Raw genomic sequence first — 21,134 nt, forward strand, 5'->3', positions numbered from 1 at the left:
GGCCGGCCGCGGGTGCGGCGTGGCGTCCCCGGACCGGCCGATCACCAGAAGGGGCTCGAAACTGCAGGCGCGGCGACCGACGCGAACCCGATCTGCCGGAAGATCATCTCCGTGTAGGTGTCGACGATGGTGTCGAGCGACATTTTGCCCCGGGGTTTGTACCAGGACGAGACGTGACTACCGATGGCGACGATCAGCACGACCTTCCCGCACATGCCGTGCATGCCATCCTGTCGCCCCAGCCATCGACCCTGCCTCTCCGTGTTCATCGCCGAGCACTCGCACATCCCGAAGGAACGGACATCACCGTTTCCCGGGGGCGACGACCTCCCCCGCGAGTACTACCGCACGCTCGACCCGTTCGTCGCTCTGACCGCGATGGCGACCACCACCAGCACCCTGCTGCTCGGCACCGCAATAGTGCTGCTGCCGCAACGGGACATCATCCACACCGCGAAATCCGCAGCCAGCCTCGACTTGATCTCCCGCGGACGCCTCCTCTTCGGCGTCGGGGCAGGCTGGAATCGCGAGGAGATGCGCAATCACGGTGTCGATCCCCGTCGGCGCGGACGGCTGATGACCGAGCAACTGGCAGCGCTCAAGGAGCTCTGAACCAAGGACGAAGCCGAATACCACGGTGAACACATCGACTTCGCTCCGCTCTACTGCTGGCCGAAGCCGGTTCAGTCCCCACACCCACCGATCTACCTCGGCGGGGAGAGCGATGCCGCCCTGGCCCGGGTCGTCGAGCACGGTGATGCCTGGCTGCCCCGAGCTCTCATCCCGATCGACGACGTTCAGCGCCAGCGGGAGGTTCTCGCAGAGAAGGGCAGGCCAGATGTGCCGATGACCGTGTCCGCCGTCGAACCGCGGCCGGCGACGATCGATGCCTGGGCCAAAATCGGCGCAGAACGCGTCACGTTCCGGCTCCCCACCATGCCCGAGGCGGAATCCCTGCGGAAGCTCGACGAGCTCGCAGCCGTCGCCAGAAACTGGGGATGAGCGCCCCGCTCGGCTGCCGTACACCTCTGGGGTGAGCGTGGCAGCCGAGCTGGTGGAGCCCCTCAGCGATCCGGGACAAACCACTCCGTATCCGGTGGTGGGACGTCATAGCGGGGCGGTTCGACAAGTCCGCCGAAGAGCGGGTCGATCCGAAGACGGGTCAGCTGCATGTGCGAGATGTACCACTTGCCGCCGACCCGCGTGTACTCCTCGTCGTAGTACCCGTACCCGTTGATGCCGTGCATTCCGGGGATTTCGATTCCCTTGTAGACGAAGGAATCCGGCTCCCACGTGAGCATGTCGTGCATGCTCCACCGGCCGCGGACTCGACGCTCGTCGATCGCTCGCAGCTCCGGCATCATCGCGTGGTGTACGGAGCGCACACTCTCCAGGAACGAAGACACGCCACGGACGAAGTCATAGGGATCGTCTGTTGTGTAGGAGAAACCGGCGAAAGTGGCTTCTTCGCTGAACAACATCCGAAGCCGGTCCCACTCCTTGGTGTCGACGTAGAAGCAGTACTGGGACTGACCCGGCAGATCTGCTGGTACGTCCTGAAATCGACGAGCCCATCGACTTCGTCGCACGCGGTCATGACACGCATCCGCTCCTGGAGGTTGTGAACCCAACTCCCGTTTCAACGGCTGGCCTTACCCAGGTCGCGCAAGGGCACGCGACAGGTCTCGGGCGCGAAGAAGACAGCGGATGCGGTGACAAGCATCCCGGCCGCTTGCAGCAGTGGCGCCGGAATCCACGCGGTTTCGGTGACCAGAGCCGCGGCGATCGTCGGAGCAAATCCACCGACCGAGATTCCCAGCATGAAACCGATGGAACTGCCCGACATTCGAACCGACGTGTCGAACTGCTCGCCGATGAACGCCATGAAGACCCCGGTCGTCGCAGCGAGCGCACCCCCGGCCAGAAGGATCCCCAGCACGAAGACGAGCGGAACGTTGCGGTCCGCGATCGCTGTGAAGTATCCGAACCCGACGATGGCGGACCCGAGAAGACCGGTGACCATGACCGGTCGGCGCCCCACCCGGTCGGCGAGCATCCCGAACAGCGGGCGCGTGATCAGTGCCGATGCATTGGAGACGATTGCCACCCAAAGCATCGTGGAATAGGGCAGTTCGATGCCGAACTGGGGCTGGGTCGCGTAGCTCAGCCCGAACCCGAAGACCAGGGTCACCCCGAAACCTTGGAACAGCACCAACGCAGTTCGGACCACTTGGATCGGATGCGTTCGAAAGACGCGCAATACTGGTGTCCGCTCCTCCGACCTCTCCGACAGCACTTGCTGGACATGACCGCGCTTTTGGCATTCGCGTGATCTTCCTTGGTGAGTTCCTCTTGGACCGATCGGTTTCTGATCGACTTCGAAATCTCTGGCATCCCACGCTTCTCCTTTGAGGCTGTGAGCGGGTTTTCGGCCGATCAACTGCGATGAGGCAGGGGTGCGTCTACGCTCCCGAGAACTTCATGCTCATACCGAGGTCGACCGGCAGCGCGGTGCCGGTGATGTAGCGGGACTCCTCGCAGGCGAGGAAGAGCACCGCGTTGGCGACGTCGTCTGTGTCGACGTACGGCACGTCCCACATGTTGATCCTGGCGAGCGTGGGCATCGCGTCCTCGAGCGTGGGTGATTCCAGATCGGGACAGTAGATGCGCGCGCTGCTCGGGTTGTCGATCATCTGCGTGCGCACGTTCGTGGGGTGAATGGAGTTGACCCGGATCCGGTGCGGGGAGAGCTCGTTGGCCAGGGTGCGGGCGAGTCCCGTGACGCCGTGCTTGGCGGCGTTGTAGTGCGAGATCCCGGGGATGCCGCGCAACCCGCCGGTGGAGCTGATGAGGATCAGCGAGCCACCCGGCCCGCGATCGATGATGTGCGGGATCGCCGCCTTCGTGGAGTGCCAGACCCCGCCGAGGTTGACGTCGATCATTGTCTGCCACTGGGCTTCGTCGAGCTGCCAGCTGTTGCGGACGTCATTGAGGATGCCCGCATTCGCGACGAGGACGTCCAGACCACCGAGCTCACCGACGGCTGCGTCGAGCCCGGCCTGAAGAGTATTGAAATCGCGCACGTCGGCGGTGAAGGACACCGCCCGCCTCCCCAGCGCCTCGACAGCGCGCACGGTCTCGGCGAGGTCTTGCGCGGTCGCCGCCTCATAGCCGACGGTGTCCACCGGCCCGGCGATGTCCGTGGCGATGATGTCCGCGCCTTCGCCGGCCAGCCGCAGGGCATGAGCTCGCCCCTGCCCTCTGGCCGCACCGGTGATGAAGGCGATCTTGTTGTCCATCCGTCCCATGGGTGTGCCTCCTCGCACAACTGTGGTTTCAGACCTGCGACTGCCATCGAGACCGTCTGGATCGACGCCCGGTTCCCTCAGCGCCCTATGTCCACGACGGTTCCGATTGGAATACAAGGGCTTTCGAGACGGCGGCGCACTCGGCCGTGACACCTCTGCCTCTCCGGACGTGACGCTTCGATGCGCACTCATCCTGATAGGAGATCGATCGACCAGCCGTAGCGATGTGCGCCGATTTACGTCCGCTCCGTGCCAACTTCACTAATCGACGCTGCCAACGGGTTCGACGGTCGTCTCAGTGGCGATGAACCAGTCGATGGTGTCGAGGAAGTGCTTCTCGTGCTCGTGGAGGGGTTCGGCCTGCGGGGAGGCGAAGGCGGTGCGCACGTCGTCGACGGTGTCGAAGTACAGCTCGGCCATTCCGTCGTAAGGCCAGGACTTGCGATGTTCGATGGCCGGGTTCTGCCGGTAGGCGCGCAGGCCCGGCAGCTGCCAGACCAGGGCGGGGTGTTCCTGCTGCCAGTAGGTGAGGAACTCCTCCCGCGACAACCCGGGCAGCGCCTTCAACATCGCGACGATCTTGACCGACATCACTGGGTCCTTTCCGCTACCAGCCGACGAGCTGGCGCAGGTTGCTCTTGACGATCTTTCCGCTGGGGTTGACGGGCATGGAGCCCGGCTCGAGGAACACGAAGCGCTTCGGGATCTTGTACCCGGCGAGCGAACGACGCAGGTGCTCGCGGAGCTCGCCCTCGGTCGCGCTCTGACCGGGTCGCAGCGCCACCACGGCCCGAACCTCCTCGTCCCACTCGGTGCTGGAGACGCCCAGCACTCCACACTCCATGACAGCGGGGTGGGTGTAGAGGACCTGCTCGATCTCCGAGGCGTAGACGTTCTCCCCGCCCGACTTGATCAGGTCCTTCGCGCGGTCGCGGAAGTAGAAGTAGCCCTGTTCGTCCTGGGTCACCAGATCGCCGGTGTGCAGCCATCCCTCGCGCAGGGCCGCGGCCGTGGCCTCGGGGTTGTTGTAGTAGCCGAGCATCACCGCCGGCCCGCGCACGGCGATCTCACCGAGCTCACCGGGCCCGAGCGGCTCGCCCGTCACCACGTCGACCACCCGGGCCTCGACCATGGAGTACTCCTGGCCGATGGAGCCGTCGAGCTCGGGTCGCATGATGTCGCGGTCGAGCAGCCGGGTCACCATCGGTCCGGCCTCGGTGAGCCCGTAGCGGAAGTACATGCGCACCTGCGGGGTCAGCTCGCGCACGGCTCGCTTGTCCGGCATCCGCAGCAGCCCTCCACCGCTGTGAAGTTGGCGGAGGTACTTCTGGAATCCCGGGGTTTCGAAGATGCCCGCTTGCAAGAGCCGGCGCACCATGTTGGGGATCATGAACGACGTGGTGATCCGCTCGCGCTCGACCAGCTCGCCGATCTGCTGCTCGTCGAAGCGATGCAGCATCACGTTGGTGCCGCCGCTCATGTAGTGCGGTGCGAACACGCACAGCAGCGCGGCCGAGTGGAACATCGGCGTCACGTTGAGCCCGACGTTCTCCGCTGCGCTGGCGATTCCCACGTCGAGCCGCTCGTTGACCGAGTTCACGATGCCGGAACGATGGGCCAGCACGACACCCTTCGAGAACCCCGTGGTTCCTCCGGTGAACAGCACGCACATCGGGTCGTCCGGTCCGACGTCCGGCTCGACGGCCGGCCCCGGCGTGGTGACGAGCCCTTCGAACCCCTCGCCCTGCCTGACCACGCTCAACGCGGGGTCGAGATCTCCGGTGGCCATCGCCGCGTCCAGGGCGTCCTCGAACTGCGCCTCGACCAGGACCAGGCGGGCGTCCGTGGAGGCGATGCCCTGAACCAGCTCGGCAGTGGCCCAGCGCCAGTTGTACATCACGGCCACGGCACCGGCGGTGATGACGCCGAGGAACGCCTCGGCGCAGAAAATCGAGTTACCGGCCAGGATTCCGACGTGATCACCGCGCCTGATCCCGGAGGCCCGCAACCCGCGGGCGATGCCCTCCGCCCGGGTACTGAGCTCGCGATGGGTCAGTCGGCCGGTCTCGTCGACCACCGCGTCCCGGTCGGGGTGCCTGCGGGCGTTGAGGCGCACACAGTCGGCAAGGGTCCACATCGTTGTCTCCTCCGCACACTCCGAACTTGCCGGAGAGCCTAGGAAACGAATGCACGTTTGTCTATCTCGACTTCTTGTCTTCCCAGCAAGTCGCGGTAACATACGGTCGCTCGTTCGTTTTTAACTGCGTAACCAGGAGTGCTGATGACCGACATCCAGGACCGCCCCGCGACCAGCGCCGAGGACGTGCACGGCGAACTCGGACGCAGGCTGGAGCAGGCACGGCTCGGCGGCTCGGAGAAGAACCGCGCGAAGGTGCTCGAGTCCGGCAAGATGCTCGTCCGTCAGCGCCTCGAGCTGCTGTTCGACGACGGTTGGTCGTTCGAGGACGGCCTCCTGGCTCGCTACGACGAGGGCCTGCCCGGCGACGCGGTGGTCACCTGCATCGGCAAGGTCGACGGGCGCGAGGTGGCGGTCATCGCCAACGACTTCACCGTCAAGGCCGGGACCTGGGGAAAGCGGACGTTCGAGAAGATCACCCGAACCCAGGAGATCGCCGACGAGACCGGCATCCCGCTGGTCTACCTGTTCGACTCCGCCGGCGCCCGGATCGACGAGCAGTTCGAGAGCTACGCCGGTCGCCGCGCGTGGGGCAACATCTTCTACAACCAGGTGCAGATCTCCGGACGCGTCCCGCAGGTGTGCGCGCTGTTCGGCCCCTCCCCCGCCGGATCCGCCTACGTCCCGGCCCTGTGCGACTTCACGATCATGGTGCGCGGGCACGCCACGGCCTACCTCGGCTCGCCCCGCCTGGCCGAAATGGTCACCGGCGAGAACGTGACACTGGAGGAGATGGGCGGCGCCGAGATGCACTGCCGCACCTCTGGGCTCGGCGACTGCCTGGTGGAAGACGACGCAGAGGCCATCGCGGCGATCCGCGTCTGGCTGTCGTTCCTGCCGTCAAACTGGGAGGAGAAACCGCCGGTAGCCCCGGCAGCAGAGCCCGCTTCGGCTCGAACCGTCCAAGAAGTGGTCCCGGAGCGCGAGTCCGAGGTCTACGACGTGCACGAGCTCATCGACGCCCTGGTCGACGAGGACTCGTTCCTGCCCTACAAGGATCTCTTCGCTCCCGAGCTGGTCACTGGCTACGCGCGGATCGAGGGCCACAGCGTCGGCCTGATCGCCAACCAGCCGATCCAGCGCGGTGGCGTGCTGTTCCCCGATTCCTCCGACAAGGCCGCCCGGTTCATCTGGACCTGCAACGCCTACAACATCCCGATCATCTTCCTGGTCGACATCGCCGGGTACATGATCGGCTCGGAGGTCGAGAAGCAGGGCATCATCCGCCACGGTGCCAAGATGCTCTTCGCCGTCGCCGAGAGTCGGGTGCCGCGCATCGCCGTGCTCGTGCGCAAGGCCTACGGCGGCGGGTACCTCGCCATGTCCGGTGCACCGATGAAACCGGACGCCGTCATCGCGCTGCCCACCGCCAAGCCTGCGCTGATGGGTCCGGACGCCGCCGTCAACGGTGTGCACTACAACCGCATCCAGGCCATCGAGGATCCCGAGGAGCGCAAGCGCTTCGTGGCCGACAAGCAGGCCGAGTACGCCGAGGGCATCGACGTGTTCAAGATCGCCAACGAGAACGCCGTCGAGGCCGTCGTCCCTGCCAATGAGCTGCGCGGCGAGCTGCGCCGCCGCCTGTCGGTCTACCGGCGTCGCGCCACCCCGCCCGCCGCGCGCCGCCAGGCCGTCACCCCCGTCTGAGCCCGGGCCCGAGGAGGACGCGCACATGGCGCTCAGCTCCCTGTTCGAGCCGGTCGAATTGGGAGCATTGCGGCTGTGCGGCCGGTTCGTGATGGCCCCGATGACCCACGTACCTGCACATCGTTGAGCCCGGCATCGACGGTTCGGAGAACCTCGCCGGCACTCGGGACGTGACGCGTAGCGCGCTGTGCGGCCAAGGTCGTGGCCGCAGGCGGCTACCAGACGCTTCTGCGGAGTCCGCGGCGGTCAGCGGGTATGTCGATGCGGTCGTGTTCGGACGGCCCTGCATCGCCAATCCAGACCTGCCGGAGCCCGTCGCTGCCGGGGCGCCGCTGACCGAGTCCGACCAGGCGCTACGGCGGCGGCGACGCCGGGTACGCGGTTAGTGCAGCAACGACGACCGGGGTGACCGGGTTCAGCCCGGTCACCCCGGTCGTCGGTTGGTGCGGTTTCAGTTGTCGATCGCGGCCACGGCCTCGGTGGGCACTCCGACCTGGCGCAGGATCAGCTCGGTGTAGGTCTGGACGATCGCTTCGAGGGACATGCCGCCGCGCGGCTTGTACCACGACGCCACGTGGGTTCCCATCGCGACGATCGCGTAAGTCTGCAGCCGCGCGTCGACGACCTCGGCCTTCCCCTCCGCGGACAGTTTCTCGATGACACCGCGGATGAGCTTCTCGTACTGGTCGCGCTTGCCGACCACACGCCGATGTTCCTTGGCGGGCAGCGCCCGCAGCTCGGAGTTGCCGATGAAGACCTCACGGGCACGCTGGGCGTGGAACCGGATGTGGGTGTCCACGCAGGCGCGCAGGGCCGCGACCGGATCGTCCTCGTGTTCGCGCAGCACGCTGCGCAGAGCGGCCAGCAGGTCGTCCATGATGCCGATCATGATCGAGCTGAGCAGCTCGTCCTTGCCGCTGATGTGGTTGTACAAGCTGCCGACGCGGATGCCGACCTTGGCCGCCACCTCGCGCAGCGACGTGGCCTCGTAGCCGTGTTCGTAGAAGAGCTCGATCGCCGCCTCACGGATGGCATCAGGCGTGCGAACGCCGTTCGTGGGGCGCGGCATGCGGTGCTCCGATCCGTAATGGGAGGCCGAAGGGCCTCGCTGGGTGTTCCTCATCCGCCATTCTAGCGGATGGCGAACAAGCAGCCGTTTGTTAGCCCGCTCGTGTCGTGCTCAGGCGATCGACGTGCCCCCGTCGACCGGCAGGACGTGACCGGTGATCCACTCGTCGTCGATGAAGCGAGTGATCCACCTGGCCACCTCGACGGGCTCCCCGGTGCGGCCCAGCGGGATGGTGGAGGCGCGCTGGGCAAGGAATGCCTCCGTGGTCGCGGAGTCCATGCCCGCCGTGGCGAACAGGGGCGTGTTGGTCGGGCCCGGCGCGACGGCGTTCACCCGGACTCCGTGGGGTGCCAGTTCGAGAGCCCAGCAGCGGGTGAGCTGGGCGACGGCCGCCTTCGAAGCCGCGTAGTGGGCGTTGGAGACCGAGGCCTTCAGCGCCACCGTGCTGGAGAGGTTGACCACCGCGCCGCGGGCAGCGATCAGATCCGGCAGCAACGACTGTGTCACCAGCGTCGTTCCGGTGACGTTGATGTCGAACAGCCGCCGCACGTCAGTGGCCTCGACGTCGGCCAGTGAGCCGAGGACGAAGATGCCGGCGGAGTTCACCAGGAAGTCCACCCGGCCCCACGTGCCACGCACCTCGTCCGCTGCTGCGGCGACCTGAGCCGCGTCCGTGACGTCGACGACCGTCGTGCGCGCGGATTCGCGGCGGGACAGCCATGTCAGGCCGTCGTCGCTGATGTCCCACCCCGCGACGCGGACACCGTGGTCCAGCAGCAGCTCAGCGGACGCCCGGCCGAGTCCTGATCCGGCCCCGGTCACGACGCCGACCAGACCCGGCCTCATCGTTCACCGCCTTCGGGGCGCCGGCGGACCATGAAGCTGCTGGCGAAGGTCATCACGGTCTCGCCTCGCTGGTTGACAGTCCGGTAGGAGAGCGTCCAGATTCCCCGGTCCCGTTTGCTCGTCGGGCGGGCTGCGGCGATCTCGGCTTCCGGGTGGACGGTGTCGCCGATGAACACCGGTGCCGTCGCCCGGACTTCGTCGAGCCCGAGCCAGGCTTGCACGTTGCCGAAGATGCCTGTTTGCGTGAGCAGCCCGAGCGAAAGGGACAGCGACAATGGCCCGTGGGCGATCCGGCCCGCGAAACCCGCTTCCTGGGCGTAGGACTCGTCCAGGTGCAACGACACCCAATCCCCGGTCAGGCCCGCCCACTGGACCAGGTGCGAGTCGGTGATCGTCACCCCCGGCCCCCGCAGCGCGTCCCCGACGGTCAGGTCCTCCCAGAACACCCGGCCCTGCCCGGTCACCGCGCTCATGCCGTCACCTCGGCGGGCCGGCGCTTCATCAGGGCTGCGCGGCGCAGGCGGCAGACCAGCTCGTCGCGCTGGTTGAGCGCGCGGTGCTCGAGCTTCACGATGCCGGTTTCCGGACGGCTCCGTGATTCGCGCACCTCCAGCACTTCGCTCTCGACGCGGAGCGTGTCGCCGATCAGCACCGGTTTCGGGAACTGCACGTCCTCGAAGCCCAAGTTGCCCACCGTGGTGCCCAGCGTCAGGTCGTTGACGTGAATGCCCGCGACCAGCCCCAGGGTGAACACCGAGTTCACGATCCGGGTGCCGAACATCGAGCCCTTGGCGAACTCCTCGTCGAGGTGCAGCGGCTGCGGGTTCATGGTCAGCGTCGTGAACAGCAGGTTGTCGGTCTCGGTCACCGTGCGGGTCACGGCGTGCCGGTGGACCTCACCGACCACGAATTCCTCGAAGTACAGGCCTGCCATGCTCATTCCTCCTCGTTGTGCCCGGCCACGGCCAGGACGGATCGGGCGCTCTGCGCGTGGGCCAGGTCGATGTGCTCGCCCTCGAACAACACCGCTCCCTGACCGGCGCGGGCTCCGTCCTCGTAGGCCGCGACGAGCCGTCGCAACCGGTCCAGTTCGGCCGCATCGGGGGTGTAGGTCTCGTTGACCGGTCCGACGTGCGACGGGTGGATGACGACTTGTCCCCCGAAGCCGAGATCGCGGTTGGCACGGGCAAAGACACGCAAACCGTCGAGATCGCGCAGTTCCTGCCACAACCCGAGCACGACGTGCTCAAGCCCGGCAGAGCGGGCTGCCAGCACGACCTTGCTCCGCAGGAAGAGGGTTTCCAGCCCGGCCGGGCTCCAGGTGAATCCGACTTCGCGGGAGATGTCGGCGTCCTTCGCGGCGGCGGCCATCAGGCTGACCACCCGGGGAGCCGAGGCGATCTCGTCCACGTTGGTCAGTGACCGCGCCGTCTCCAGGGACGGGATCAGGCCCACCGTTCCGCGCGGCAGGCCGCGTTCGATCTCGGCAGCGGTGACCAGCGCGTCGTAGGCGACGATATCGTCGCGTCCGTAGACCTTGGGCAGCAGCAACGCCGTGAGCCCGGGGCGGACGACCGTCGCGATGTCCTTGCCGAACAGATCCGTCTCGAGCGGGTTCACTCGGACCACCAGACCGGTCGCGCCCTTGCCGAGTCGGTCGACAGTGGTAGCAGCCGCCGAGCGGGCGTCGTCCTTCGCCTCAGCCGGGACGGCGTCTTCGAGGTCCAAGATGAGCGCGTGGGCTCCGGATCTCACACCCTTGTCGGCCCAGTCGGGTTTGTGCCCGGGCACGAACAGCAAGGAGCGGTACGGCTTCATCACGCCTCCTCCTCGGTGTAGCGGAAGACCGCGGTCGCACCGCCGTCGACGACAACGGTCTGGCCGTTGATGTTCGCGGCCTCCTCGGACAGCAGGAACGCACACCAACCGGCGACCTCGTCCGCGCTCGGAATGTGCCGGGTGGGTGTCTTGCGGAGGAACGCCTCCATGGCAGCCGAGTTGAGCATGGGCGTGCGCATCGGCCCGGGGCAGACCGCGTTCACAGTCACGCCCTTGCCCCAGAAGTCGAGGACCAAAGCCCGGGTGAGGTTGACCAGCGCGCCCTTGGAGGTGGCGTAGGCGGTGAACTCGTAGCCGTTCATCCCAGCGATCGAGGCAATGTTGACCACCCGACCAGCGCCGGTGGAAGCCAGGTCGGCGGCGAACTCGCGAGTCACCGTGTAGGCGCCGGTCACGTTGACGTCGAGCACCTTGCGGAAGGTCGCGGTGTCGGTGGTGTCGAGTTGGCCGCGGAACAGGATCCCGGCCGCGTTGATCATGTGCTGCGGCAACATGCTCCGACCAGCAAGGGACTCGCGCAGCTCGTGCACTGACGCCTCATCGGTGATGTCAACGCCGTATCCGACAGCACTCCCCCCGTTCTGGCCGATGGTTTCGGCTGTCCGCTGCGCGGCTTCCTGGTCGAGATCGAGGCAAACCACGGGACGCCCCTGGGACGCGAGCCGGCGCGCGATGGCCGACCCCAAACCGCCTGCGGCTCCGGTGATCAGTGCTGTTCCGGCGCTCATGCGGGCACCACCACGGCCAGCGGCGCGCCGGCGGTGACGACGTCGCCCACCGCCACGCCGACCTCGCCGACCGTTCCATCGGCAGTCGAGCGAACCGGGTTCTCCATCTTCATCGCCTCCACCACGAACAGAACCTGCCCGACCGTCACGACGTCGCCGTCGACAACCTTGACCGCGATGACGGTGCCTTGCATCGGACTGCTCACCGCGCCCGAACTGCCAGCACCGGGCCCTCCTGCGGCCTTCCGCTTGGTCCCGCTCCCCCGCGACCGACGTGCGGGCGGTTCCGCCGGGGCCGCAGTACCTGCCCCTGCGAAGAAGGGGATGACGTATCGCCGGCCGCCGACCCAGACCTCGTCCCGCCCGCCTTCGTCGTCCTCGGCATCGGACGCTTCCTCGGTCACGAGGCCAACCGCAGCGGGGAACTCGACCGCGCGCTCCAACCACCGGGTCGTGAACGTGACACCGGCGAAGTCGCGGTGAGCCAGAACGGCCTTGGCGGCAGGGATAGTGGTCGGCACCCCGTCAACGACAAGTTCGTCGAGCGCGGCCAGCGTGCGCCGAATCGCCGTGGCGCGGTCCGGGCCCCACACGACGAGCTTGCCGATCATGCTGTCGTAATGCGGCGCGACCTCGTCGCCGCTCTCGTACCCGGAGTCGAACCGCACTCCAGGACGCATCGGAGCCTGCAGTGCGTGGATCGGCCCAGGGCTGGGCACGAACAGACCACCCGCCGGGTCTTCGGCGTTGATGCGGCACTCGATCGCGTGTCCGCGAGGGGCGGGGCCCGATGTGGGCTCGCTCAACCGCTCGCCGGCCGCGACCCGAAGCTGCTCTGCGATCAGGTCCATTCCGAGCACGGCCTCGGTCACCGGGTGCTCGACCTGGATGCGGGTGTTCATCTCCAGGAAGTAGAACCGCCCGTCCTCCACGAGGTATTCGACCGTGCCCGCACCGACGTAGCCGACCGCTTTCGCCAGCCGCACCGCGGCCTCGCCCATCTCCGCCCGCAAATCGTCCGGCAGCCCTGGCGCCGGGGACTCCTCCACCAGCTTCTGGTGGCGTCGCTGCACCGAGCAATCGCGGTCACCCAGCCACACGGCGTTGCCGTGAGCGTCGGCGAAGATCTGCACTTCGACGTGGCGCGCCGCCGACAGGTAGCGCTCCAGGTAGACCTCGGAGTTGCCGAAGGCGGCTCCGGCCTCGCGACGGGCCGAGGCCAAGGCCTCCTCGGCCTCGTCCGGCCCGGCGACCGTGCGCATCCCCCGCCCGCCGCCTCCGAAGGACGCCTTCACCGCCACCGGGTAACCGTGCTCGGCACCGAAGGCGCGGACCTCGTTTGCGCTGGTGACCGGCTCGGTCGTGCCCGGAACCTGCGGAACACCCGCCTGCGCGGCGACCCGGCGCGCGGCGACCTTCTCCCCCATGACCTCGATGGCGTCGCCGCTCGGGCCGATGAACACCAGCCCGGCGTCGGTGACCGCGCGAGCGAACTCAGCGTTCTCGGCGAGGAATCCGTAACCGGGGTGGATCGCGTCCGCACCACTGTCCTGCGCCGCGCGGACGATCCTGGTGATGTCGAGGTAGTTTTCGGTCGCAGCCGTTCCGGGGAGTGCGACCGATTCGTCGGCGATGCGCACGTGCAGCGCCTTCTCATCGGCGTCGGAGTGCACGGCGACGCTGGCGATGCCGTGCTCGGCCAACGTGCGGACGATCCGGACCGCGATCTCTCCGCGGTTGGCGACGAGCACCTTCGACAGAGCCCCAGCGGCTCCTCGTCCTGCCTGCTCTCGCGGCACCTGGCCCATCGATCTCTCCCTTGTTGACGAACGTGCGCTCGTTTTTTCAATCTAGGCTTGCGCGTGATTCCCGGTCAAGAAATGCAGGTCACGGCACCCACATAGGCGAACGATTGTTCGCGAAGCAGACTGGATACCGGGAACAGCGACCGCTGGAGGACCGCCGCTCCCGGCATCACCGGCGATCAGAGGTCCTCGTGCAGCGCCCTCTTGTAGTGCTCCGGCAGGAGAACCGTCGCGGTGATCGACACCAACACGAGCCCTACGCCGATCGCCGAGAGCGCGAGAGTCCCGTTGCTCGTGTTCTGGAAGATCCACGCGGCCACGAACGGAATGGGCGCACCGAAGATGAGCCCGGCGAAGGTCATGCCCAGCGCGGACCCTGTGTAGCGCATGTTCGTCGGCAGCGCCTCGGAGAAGAAGGCCGCCTGGGTGCCCGCGGTGATCTGGATACCGCACAGCGCGAGCGCGACCACGGCGACGCTCGCCGGGAAGTTCATGCTGTTCATGATCGGGAACATGGTGCCGGCCGCAAGGCCCTGCATCGTCAAGCCGACGATGAACGTCTTCTTGCGCCCCACGCGGTCGCTGAACCTGCCACCGTAGATCGCGGCGGGCACGGAGATGAGGTTCGCCATGACCAGCAGCGAGAAGGTCACGGAGTTGGCGTATCCCAGCTCCTTGGTCATGTAGTTCACGGCATAGGTGACACAGATCCAGAACAGACCCGTCGATGCGCCCCAGGACAGAACCAGCTTGAGCACCGTTCCCGGACGGCGCCGCAGCACGGCGAGCGCCCGCTCCTGCGGAACCTCCGAGGCTTCGGCTCGCTGCTGGCTCTCCTTGAACGCGGTCGTCTCCTCGATACGCCGGCGGATGAACATGCCCACGCCGAGGAGCAACACACCCATCAGGAAGGGAACTCGCCAGCCCCACGAGGCGAAGGCCTCCTGGGACAGCACCGCCGCGAGTCCCGCCAGCACGACCGAAGCCATCGTCTGCGCGAGGGGCGAACCGATCGCGAGGATCCCGCCCATCATGCCCCGGCGGTCGTCAGGCGCGTGCTCGACCACCAAGATCTGCGCGCCGCTGGCCTCACCTCCGAGGGCGAAGCCCTGCAGGAATCGCAACGCCACGAGCAGGGCCGGCGCCAGGATCCCGGCGACGGCGTAGGTGGGCAGCAGCCCGATGAGGACCGAGGCCAGACCCATGAGCACGAGCGTGAACATGAGCACGTTGCGTCGGCCGATCCTGTCGCCGAGAACACCGAAAACGATGCCGCCCAGCGGCCGGGCCAGCATGCCCGCACCGAAGGTGGCGAAGGAGGCCAGCACGGCCGTGTTGTCGTCGAAGCTCGGGAAGAACAGGCTCGGGAACAGGGTGGCCGACAGCGTGCCGTATACGGCGAAGTCGAACCACTCCATGGCGGTGCCGAACGTTCCGCTGGCCACGGCTCTTCGCGCGGCCCGCTCGTCTGCGGGCCCCGTGGTAACTGGCTGGGTTGGCTGGGTTGCCTGTCTTGTCGATTCGGTGAATTCAGACATGGGAAGTCTTTTCTGCTCGGACTGGGGTGGCCGACCGCAGCGGAGGCCAAAGTTCACATGGAAACGAACAATCATCCGTTCGTTACTTGCGAAACGACGTCTCACCGATTCGCAACGGTTCGCTCAGGAGTGGGATGAGCGAGAAGGCCGGGGACTCCAGACGCTCGCCCCTTCAGAGCGAAGACGGGTGGCGCTGTCCGAGGAAGAACTCGATCTCCAGGAGCGGTCGGTCTGCTCCCAGCTCGGCAACACTGACGAGCGGGCTGTCCATCTACACCTCCTATGAACGTGCGTACGTTTTTCACACTGGACACGTCAGCCCGTGCGAGGCCGGCGTCCTCAGCCCTCGTCGAGGATCGTGTTCCGCAGTACGCCGACCCCGGACACCTCCACCTCGCAGACATCACCGAGTTCCATCCACAGCGGGGGCTCTCGGCGGGCACCGATCCCGCCGGGTGTTCCGGTAGCGATGACGTCTCCCGGTCGCAGCTCGGTCCAGGACGAGCAGTAGGCGACGATCTCCGGGATCGAATAGGTCAGGTCCGACAGCGGCGCGCGCTGAACCTCTGCTCCGTTGAGACGGGTGATCAGCTCCAGCTCCGCCAGGTCGGCGATCTCATCCAGCGTGACCAGCCACGGCCCCATCGACCCTGTCGCCGGGAAGTTCTTGCCCGGGGTGAACTGGTGGGTGTGCGACTGGAAGTCCCGGATCGAACCGTCGTTGAGACAGGTGATTCCAGCGATGTGCGCCAGCGCGTCCTCCGGCGCGATGCGACGGCCACCGCGCCCGATCACCAAGGCGACCTCACCCTCGAAGTCGAAGCACTCGCTCGCGGCCGGACGGACCAGCGGGGCGCCGTGGCCGACGAAGGTGTCCGCGAACCTGGTGAAGATCACCGGGTGCTCGGTTCGCTCTCGCCCGGTTTCGATGCGGTGCTTCTCGAAGTTCAGCCCCACGCACAGGACCTTCTGCGGGTCCGGCACCGCCGGTAGGAGCTCGACGGAGTCGAGCGCGACCCGGTGCGTGGTGTTCGCCGCCGCGGTAACCGCGCGTCCGATGCCGTCGGCTCCAGCCTCGCCAAGCGCGAAGGCCAGGGTCGGCCAGGCCGGGTTCGCGCGCCCCAGGTCGACGATCTCGCGATCGACGAGCGCACCCCACGACCGACGATCAGCACTTCGGTAGGACAGTAGCTTCATGGTCTCAACGACTCCGGTTCAGTAGGAGCGCGGCAGGCCGAGCCAGCGCTCGCCGACGAAGTTGCGCAGCATCTCGTTGGTCAGCGGCGCGAAGGTGTAGAGGCGGGCGTCGCGGAAGTAGCGCTGCATCGGGTACTCGCGGCTGTACCCCGCTCCGCCCATGACTCGCATCCCCGCATCGGTGATGTCGGTGGCCGCAACAGCCGCAGCGATCTTGGCCATCGCGGAGTAGTTGTCCGACTGCTCATTCCCGTCGCTGGCGGCATCAGCCGCCCTTATCAGCAGCCCGCGGGCCGATTCGACCTGGACCGCTCCGTTGACGAGGCTGTGCTGCAGCGCCTGGAAAGCTCCGACGCTCCGGCCGAACGCCTGCCGTTGGGAGGCATACTGAACTGCACTGCGCAGTGCCCCGCGTGCGATGCCCAGTGCGACGGCGGCAGCGTTGAGCCGCTCACCGTTGAGGGTTCCGATGACCTGCCGGAACCCTGCTCCGACCTCACCCAACAGAGTCGAGTCGTCAACCCGGACCTCGTCGAAGGTGACCTCGCAGGTGTCGAGGCCGTGGATGCCGGCGGTGTCGAGCACGCGCACGGAAACCCCGTCAGCATCCAGCGGCACCAGGAACATCGTGATGCCGTCGATCGCGGAGCGCGCGTCCTCCGCCGTGCGGGCCAACACGATCGCGTGCCCGGACATCGCCGCGCCCGAGATCCACGTCTTCCGACCGGAAAGCACCCACCCTGAACCGTCCCGAACGGCCTTGGTGCGCATGGCTCGGGCGATGTCGGTTCCGCCGTCCTCCTCCGAGAGCGCGAACGCGAGGCGCTGGTGCCCCTCCGCGAGCGGTACGAGCACACGCTTGCGTTGCTCGTCGTCGCCGTAGTGGCTGAGCAGGCGCAGAGCCATGTACTGCACGACCAAGCAGACGGCCATCGAGGTGTGGCTGGCCCCGAGCTCCTCCAGCACCACGATCTCGTGACGGGGGTCCGCATCGTCGCCGGTCGCCGGGTCAGCACCCAGGCCGATGAGCCCGGCGGCACCGAGGTGGTCGTAGAACTCCTCGTCGAAGGTCTCCGACTCGTCGAGCCGGGCGACGTGCTCGTCCGGCGCGTGGTCGGCGAGGATCGACCGGATCAGTTCCCGGATCTCGGCTTGATCCGGTGAGTCCGTCCCCACCACGTCGACCTTCCATCCGGGGGGTCGCACCTGCCCGCCTGCCATGCCGCTCTGCATGCTCGAGCCTTTCTGCCGCCTACCGCCGTGCGGCGTTCGACGCCGATTGTTCCGAAGGGGGCCTGGTCAGGCGCGCCGATAACCGTCGAGGGTGCTGTCGTCGACATCGTCGAGGTTGACCACGATGTTGTCCGGCGTCCGGCAGGTCAGCCAGACCAGCTCCTCGGTGATGCTCAGGTTGCCCTCGACGTGCGGCATGAACGGGGGGACGAACACGAAGTCGCCCTCGGCCAGGTCCACGTGCTCGGAGTAGTTCGGGCCGAACCAGATCCGCCCCTTGCCCTTGAGGACGTAACCGCCGGTCTCGGCCTCGCCGTGGTGGTGCGGCAGAGACCGGTACCCCGGCTCGTTGCTGACCTTGCCGTACCAGATCTTCGTGGCGGGCGTGCGCTGCGGACCGACACCCGAGATGCGCACCGCGCCACCCGACTGCCCAGTACCGGTGTCCTCCTGGCCGCTCCGGGTCACAACGGGAACGTCGTCCTTGGCCATCTCAGCTCCTCCTCATCGACTCGGACCCACGAAGCGTAACGAACGTGCGATCGCTCGTCTACTGTCATTTTTGACTAGCCCAGCAGCTCAGAGGACATATAGACGAGCGGGTGTTCGTTTATCAGCGACGATGCAGCGCAAGATTCACTCGGGCCGATCACCTGCGACACACTCGACCTACCGCCCGCCGGACCCGGAGCGCGACCTGTGGAGAGCAATACGCCACCGCGAACCGGCCCGCCGCGATGAAGCAACAGGGCGGCATCCATGCAGCCGCCACTATGCCGAGCTCGCCGACGAGCACCACCAACGCGCTTCCACCAGGCCCCGACGTTCCGGACATTGGCTTCATTTGTCGCTGAACTGATCGTGGTTACCAAGTTGTCGAGATAGGCGATACCCGGCAAGTTGGTCTCGCCAGCAATGCCACCCGGGACACACCTGGCCGAATACTCGCGCCTGCCGAATGCCACCCGAGCCAACGTGGGGACATCCCGGGACACCCCCACGGAACCCGTCCTCGGCAATGACCAATCCGTGTTCACACAGTTCAAGACCCGACCACCCACGTCCCGACCCGGTGTCCCAGGTGGCCCCACCCCGGGACACATGGGACAGCAAAAGCAACCTGCTTCAACCAGTTTCGGAAAGCAGAAGCCGTGTGGTAAGTGCGCAACTCGCTCGGACACAGAATTACCCCACGGGTTTGACCTTGGGGGCCTCGACATCAGCTGAGGCGAGATTACGGTCTCGCCTCAGTCGCGTCTAACACCGTTTTCGCTGCTCTCCTGCCCGGTGCTCGCTCGACACGCCGACAATGCCAATGTCCCCGCGGTACCCGGCCGGTGCATCGGTCAGCGCACCGGAAAGGCCCGCTGTGTTCCGCTGGGTGGCAGCACTGCAGGCGCCGCTTCCGGCTGGCGCTGTTCGAGTATCCAGTCCGGGCCGAGGTAGACGATCACCAACCCATTCGCGCGTAGATAGTCGGCCACATCCTGGTCGCCGGCACCGGTGAGCTCGGGAGGCAAGGATCGGAGCCCGTCGAGAAAGTGTCTCCCTGACGTAGACACTCCTCGGACCTGGTGCCTCGACGAACACACTGATCACGATCCCCACCGGAAACCGCCCGGGAGCCTGGCCTCGACCAGGACGAGGTGACCTCGCACTCCCACCGAGCCTTCGGCCTCGAAACGCCCCGCCAGCGCGCGTTAGGACTCATTCACCACGGCTCAGGCCCACCCACTGGAGCTTTACCTGCTCGCGCTTCGGAAGCCCGGCGACGACGAGATCGTAAGAATCCTCGATCATCTCCCGCACGAGGTGTTCCGGAACGGAACCGTCGAGCACGACCGTGTTCCAATGGCGCTTGTTCAGGTGGTAACCGGGCGTGATGGCCGGGAACGTCGCCCGCAGCTGCACCGCCAACTCCGGGTAGCACTTCAGACTCACCCGCAGCGGCACACCGACCAACCGGCTGATCGCGAAGATCTTCCCACGAACCTTGAACACGCTGTTGGCCTCGTCGAACGGAAACTCCTCGCCGACACCGGCGAAGGCCAAACACGCGTTCCTAAGCTCATCCGGGGTCATACCGCCAGCGTAAACACCCACCCCGACAACAACCGCCCAACAACCTCGCGGGCACAGGCTTTCGGTTCCCCAACCTGCGGCTCGCCACACCGTTGGATGAGACCCATGGACTTCACCGGCGTCAACTACGGAGTCCGCAAGCTCATGGTCACCCGCTGAGACAGGGCGGTACCGGCGGCAGCGCTGCCGACCGGAGCTCGTCCCCCGCACAAGACGACATGACCGTCATATCCGCGGGCTCCTCACATCTGATTAATTTCAGCAACCCCTGAAGCCATCAACGATATTGACGGATGTAGGAACCGACACCTCGGCGACACCTACGACAGGCCACTCCAACACCCGTGGAATCCGTACAGGGAGCCGACTTCGGGACACGCCGGGACACCCCACACGACGCGTCCCCACCTACCGTCACTCCATGTTTTCGCAGCTCACACTGCACCCAGACCTGTCCCGGCCTGGTGTCCCCGATGGACTAACGCCGGGACGGCTGGGACAGCAAAAAGCCCTCTGCTTCAACCTGTTTCAGGAAGCAGAAGGCGGGTGAATAGTGTGCAAGTCCGTCCTCGGACACAAAAATGCGTGCAATTTCACCAACGCACGGCAGGCACTCTAACACCGCAGCGATCCTCTGATCGCTGCGGTGTTGCTGCGTTCAGCACCCTCCTGCTGAGGCGGTGGGTGCTGTGAGCGAGCAGATCATCAGCGGGTTGGTCCCGCCCCGGGTCGACTCCCCGCTTCAGGTCCGCGGTGATCGGCAAGCACAGCGGCCGTTGTCGGTGCCCTCGATCCGCACCGAACCAGAACCGCTGGCGCCCCTCTACGGGATCGGCCATGTCGACCGGGCGGGCCGGGTCTCGGCCCGCCCGATCCTGCGGGCCCTGGACTGGCCACCCCACCAGTCGGTCTCAGTCCAGGCGACCTCCACGGCGCTGGTGATCTATCCCGATTCCACCGGTGTCCATCGCCTCCCGGCCACGGCCTCCATTGTCTTGCCCTCCCGCGCCCGGCAGTGAGCCTTTTCCACTTGGCTCGGTAGGGCCTCGGCGCTGATTAGGCCGGGTGTGCAGACGGGTGAAGCTCCTGGTAGACGAGTGGATTGACTAGATCAACTCGGCCACTACCAGGAGCTTCAGGGTGCTTTCTTACCCGTCGGGGATGTCGGTGTCCAATCGCGCATTGAACATGCTGGCCGAAGCGTTACGGCACGAACGACGAACACGCCAAACCCGCTGGAGAAGGCTGGAAGCGGGCCAGCAAGCACTGCTCGTGCTGGCCTACCTGCGCAAAGGTGACACCTACGCGGACCTGGCGACCGGGTTCGGTATCGGTGTGACCACGGTGTTCCGCTATATCCGTTGACTTTGACAGCGTGAAGTGACGTCACTTGTCGGTCGATTCCGACGTCACTTGCCCGGGCTTCACGGTGATCAATGTTCGCGGGAGATGGCGTCACTTCGTGATGGCGCTGGACTCCTGAAGCTGCCCTCGGCCGCAGAGTAGAAGGACCAGCAGCGGCGGGATGCGTGCCCTGTCGCGGACACCCGCGGGCACCTGGGCTACTTCTGCAAGAGAAAAGTGCAACCCTAGGGTTGCGCAGCGCAGATCGCTGTGCAATCCTAGGGTTGCACAGCGAAGCGGA

At 66.5% G+C, this 21,134-nt stretch carries 21 protein-coding genes and 2 pseudogenes; 4 read left to right on the forward strand and 19 right to left on the reverse strand.

Annotated elements, in window-relative coordinates; genetic code table 11:
- Window positions 1-41: 41 nt before the first annotated feature.
- On the reverse strand, window positions 42-215 hold the full coding sequence (locus R4I43_RS30465) for a hypothetical protein (protein ID WP_324269221.1): 174 nt from the start codon (window positions 213-215) through the stop codon (window positions 42-44).
- Here R4I43_RS30465 and R4I43_RS30470 point away from each other — a divergent pair.
- Window positions 214-1,002: pseudogene (locus R4I43_RS30470) on the forward strand (LLM class F420-dependent oxidoreductase). The gene R4I43_RS30465 and the pseudogene R4I43_RS30470 sit on opposite strands and share 2 nt — an antisense overlap.
- 62 nt (window positions 1,003-1,064) lie before the next feature.
- Here the strand turns inward: R4I43_RS30470 and R4I43_RS30475 are convergent.
- The 5 genes from R4I43_RS30475 to R4I43_RS30495 all read right to left on the reverse strand — a co-directional run bounded on the left by R4I43_RS30475 (window position 1,065) and on the right by R4I43_RS30495 (window position 5,445).
- Window positions 1,065-1,589 carry a nuclear transport factor 2 family protein gene (locus tag R4I43_RS30475; protein WP_324269159.1) on the reverse strand — a complete coding sequence of 175 codons (525 nt, stop codon included), beginning with the start codon at window positions 1,587-1,589 and terminating at the stop codon, window positions 1,065-1,067.
- Between the two features lie 50 nt (window positions 1,590-1,639).
- The gene (locus R4I43_RS30480; RefSeq protein ID WP_324269160.1) at window positions 1,640-2,296 is read right to left on the reverse strand and encodes an MFS transporter; all 657 of its coding nucleotides are present in this window, start codon (window positions 2,294-2,296) and stop codon (window positions 1,640-1,642) included.
- A 166-nt stretch (window positions 2,297-2,462) separates the two neighbouring features.
- Window positions 2,463-3,308: a mycofactocin-coupled SDR family oxidoreductase gene (locus tag R4I43_RS30485; protein WP_324269161.1), complete on the reverse strand. Its 846-nt coding sequence runs from the start codon at window positions 3,306-3,308 to the stop codon at window positions 2,463-2,465.
- A gap of 261 nt (window positions 3,309-3,569) precedes the next feature.
- Entirely contained in the window at window positions 3,570-3,899 is a 330-nt protein-coding gene (locus R4I43_RS30490) for an EthD family reductase (protein WP_324269162.1), read from the reverse strand.
- A gap of 16 nt (window positions 3,900-3,915) precedes the next feature.
- Window positions 3,916-5,445, reverse strand: coding sequence for a class I adenylate-forming enzyme family protein (locus R4I43_RS30495; protein ID WP_324269163.1), 1,530 nt, complete (start codon window positions 5,443-5,445; stop codon window positions 3,916-3,918).
- Window positions 5,446-5,589: 144 nt separating this feature from the next.
- Here R4I43_RS30495 and R4I43_RS30500 point away from each other — a divergent pair, with 144 nt between their 5' ends.
- Window positions 5,590-7,152 carry an acyl-CoA carboxylase subunit beta gene (locus R4I43_RS30500; protein WP_324269164.1) on the forward strand — a complete coding sequence of 521 codons (1,563 nt, stop codon included), beginning with the start codon at window positions 5,590-5,592 and terminating at the stop codon, window positions 7,150-7,152.
- A gap of 451 nt (window positions 7,153-7,603) precedes the next feature.
- Here the strand turns inward: R4I43_RS30500 and R4I43_RS30505 are convergent, their stop codons facing one another.
- The 13 genes from R4I43_RS30505 to R4I43_RS30565 form a co-directional block, all read right to left on the reverse strand.
- The gene (locus R4I43_RS30505) at window positions 7,604-8,221 is read right to left on the reverse strand and encodes a TetR/AcrR family transcriptional regulator (RefSeq protein WP_324269165.1); all 618 of its coding nucleotides are present in this window, start codon (window positions 8,219-8,221) and stop codon (window positions 7,604-7,606) included.
- Between the two features lie 111 nt (window positions 8,222-8,332).
- Entirely contained in the window at window positions 8,333-9,067 is a 735-nt protein-coding gene (locus R4I43_RS30510; protein WP_324269166.1) for an SDR family NAD(P)-dependent oxidoreductase, read from the reverse strand.
- A complete protein-coding gene (locus R4I43_RS30515) occupies window positions 9,064-9,540 on the reverse strand; it encodes a MaoC family dehydratase (RefSeq protein WP_324269167.1) in 477 nt (158 codons plus the stop codon). The genes R4I43_RS30510 and R4I43_RS30515 overlap by 4 nt, the downstream gene beginning before the upstream one ends.
- On the reverse strand, window positions 9,537-10,001 hold the full coding sequence (locus tag R4I43_RS30520; protein WP_324269168.1) for a MaoC family dehydratase: 465 nt from the start codon (window positions 9,999-10,001) through the stop codon (window positions 9,537-9,539). Before R4I43_RS30520 ends, R4I43_RS30515 begins: the two co-directional genes overlap by 4 nt.
- Window positions 10,002-10,003: 2 nt before the next feature.
- Window positions 10,004-10,885, reverse strand: a complete 882-nt coding sequence (locus R4I43_RS30525) for an HpcH/HpaI aldolase/citrate lyase family protein (protein ID WP_324269219.1) — start codon at window positions 10,883-10,885, stop codon at window positions 10,004-10,006.
- Entirely contained in the window at window positions 10,885-11,634 is a 750-nt protein-coding gene (locus R4I43_RS30530; protein WP_324269169.1) for an SDR family NAD(P)-dependent oxidoreductase, read from the reverse strand. Before R4I43_RS30530 ends, R4I43_RS30525 begins: the two co-directional genes overlap by 1 nt.
- Window positions 11,631-13,442 carry an ATP-binding protein gene (locus tag R4I43_RS30535; RefSeq protein ID WP_324269170.1) on the reverse strand — a complete coding sequence of 604 codons (1,812 nt, stop codon included), beginning with the start codon at window positions 13,440-13,442 and terminating at the stop codon, window positions 11,631-11,633. The genes R4I43_RS30530 and R4I43_RS30535 overlap by 4 nt, the downstream gene beginning before the upstream one ends.
- Window positions 13,443-13,618: 176 nt before the next feature.
- Window positions 13,619-14,884, reverse strand: coding sequence for an MFS transporter (locus R4I43_RS30540; RefSeq protein ID WP_324269171.1), 1,266 nt, complete (start codon window positions 14,882-14,884; stop codon window positions 13,619-13,621).
- Between the two features lie 432 nt (window positions 14,885-15,316).
- Window positions 15,317-16,174 carry a fumarylacetoacetate hydrolase family protein gene (locus R4I43_RS30545; RefSeq protein WP_324269172.1) on the reverse strand — a complete coding sequence of 286 codons (858 nt, stop codon included), beginning with the start codon at window positions 16,172-16,174 and terminating at the stop codon, window positions 15,317-15,319.
- An 18-nt stretch (window positions 16,175-16,192) separates the two neighbouring features.
- Entirely contained in the window at window positions 16,193-17,353 is a 1,161-nt protein-coding gene (locus tag R4I43_RS30550) for an acyl-CoA dehydrogenase family protein (RefSeq protein WP_324269173.1), read from the reverse strand.
- Between the two features lie 120 nt (window positions 17,354-17,473).
- Window positions 17,474-17,899, reverse strand: a complete 426-nt coding sequence (locus R4I43_RS30555; RefSeq protein ID WP_324269174.1) for a cupin domain-containing protein — start codon at window positions 17,897-17,899, stop codon at window positions 17,474-17,476.
- Window positions 17,900-18,753: 854 nt separating this feature from the next.
- On the reverse strand, window positions 18,754-18,927 hold the full coding sequence (locus tag R4I43_RS30560) for a hypothetical protein (protein ID WP_324269175.1): 174 nt from the start codon (window positions 18,925-18,927) through the stop codon (window positions 18,754-18,756).
- 187 nt (window positions 18,928-19,114) lie between these two features.
- Window positions 19,115-19,489 (reverse strand): MmcQ/YjbR family DNA-binding protein, encoded by a 375-nt coding sequence (locus R4I43_RS30565; RefSeq protein ID WP_324269176.1) that lies wholly within the window; start codon window positions 19,487-19,489, stop codon window positions 19,115-19,117.
- 689 nt (window positions 19,490-20,178) lie between these two features.
- On the opposite strand from R4I43_RS30565, the gene R4I43_RS30570 reads away from it, so the two are divergent.
- Both R4I43_RS30570 and R4I43_RS30575 read left to right on the forward strand, forming a co-directional pair.
- A complete protein-coding gene (locus R4I43_RS30570) occupies window positions 20,179-20,508 on the forward strand; it encodes a hypothetical protein (RefSeq protein WP_324269177.1) in 330 nt (109 codons plus the stop codon).
- 121 nt (window positions 20,509-20,629) lie between these two features.
- Window positions 20,630-20,848 (forward strand): annotated as a pseudogene (locus R4I43_RS30575) (helix-turn-helix domain-containing protein); the annotation flags it as partial.
- Window positions 20,849-21,134 lie beyond the last annotated feature (286 nt).

Origin of the sequence: Saccharopolyspora mangrovi (assembly GCF_035320975.1) — a bacterium.
GTDB classification, from domain to species: domain Bacteria; phylum Actinomycetota; class Actinomycetes; order Mycobacteriales; family Pseudonocardiaceae; genus Saccharopolyspora; species Saccharopolyspora mangrovi.

Coding starts and splice junctions, on each gene's coding strand:
- R4I43_RS30530 (WP_324269169.1), bottom strand. CDS start 11,634: ATGAGCGCCGGAACAGCACTGATCACCGGAGCCGCAGGCGGTTTGGGG.
- R4I43_RS30485 (WP_324269161.1), bottom strand. CDS start 3,308: ATGGGACGGATGGACAACAAGATCGCCTTCATCACCGGTGCGGCCAGA.
- R4I43_RS30505 (WP_324269165.1), bottom strand. CDS start 8,221: ATGCCGCGCCCCACGAACGGCGTTCGCACGCCTGATGCCATCCGTGAG.
- R4I43_RS30500 (WP_324269164.1), top strand. CDS start 5,590: ATGACCGACATCCAGGACCGCCCCGCGACCAGCGCCGAGGACGTGCAC.
- R4I43_RS30490 (WP_324269162.1), bottom strand. CDS start 3,899: ATGTCGGTCAAGATCGTCGCGATGTTGAAGGCGCTGCCCGGGTTGTCG.
- R4I43_RS30465 (WP_324269221.1), bottom strand. CDS start 215: ATGTGCGGGAAGGTCGTGCTGATCGTCGCCATCGGTAGTCACGTCTCG.
- R4I43_RS30495 (WP_324269163.1), bottom strand. CDS start 5,445: ATGTGGACCCTTGCCGACTGTGTGCGCCTCAACGCCCGCAGGCACCCC.
- R4I43_RS30565 (WP_324269176.1), bottom strand. CDS start 19,489: ATGACCCCGGATGAGCTTAGGAACGCGTGTTTGGCCTTCGCCGGTGTC.
- R4I43_RS30535 (WP_324269170.1), bottom strand. CDS start 13,442: ATGGGCCAGGTGCCGCGAGAGCAGGCAGGACGAGGAGCCGCTGGGGCT.
- R4I43_RS30520 (WP_324269168.1), bottom strand. CDS start 10,001: ATGGCAGGCCTGTACTTCGAGGAATTCGTGGTCGGTGAGGTCCACCGG.
- R4I43_RS30545 (WP_324269172.1), bottom strand. CDS start 16,174: ATGAAGCTACTGTCCTACCGAAGTGCTGATCGTCGGTCGTGGGGTGCG.
- R4I43_RS30525 (WP_324269219.1), bottom strand. CDS start 10,885: ATGAAGCCGTACCGCTCCTTGCTGTTCGTGCCCGGGCACAAACCCGAC.
- R4I43_RS30555 (WP_324269174.1), bottom strand. CDS start 17,899: ATGGCCAAGGACGACGTTCCCGTTGTGACCCGGAGCGGCCAGGAGGAC.
- R4I43_RS30515 (WP_324269167.1), bottom strand. CDS start 9,540: ATGAGCGCGGTGACCGGGCAGGGCCGGGTGTTCTGGGAGGACCTGACC.
- R4I43_RS30510 (WP_324269166.1), bottom strand. CDS start 9,067: ATGAGGCCGGGTCTGGTCGGCGTCGTGACCGGGGCCGGATCAGGACTC.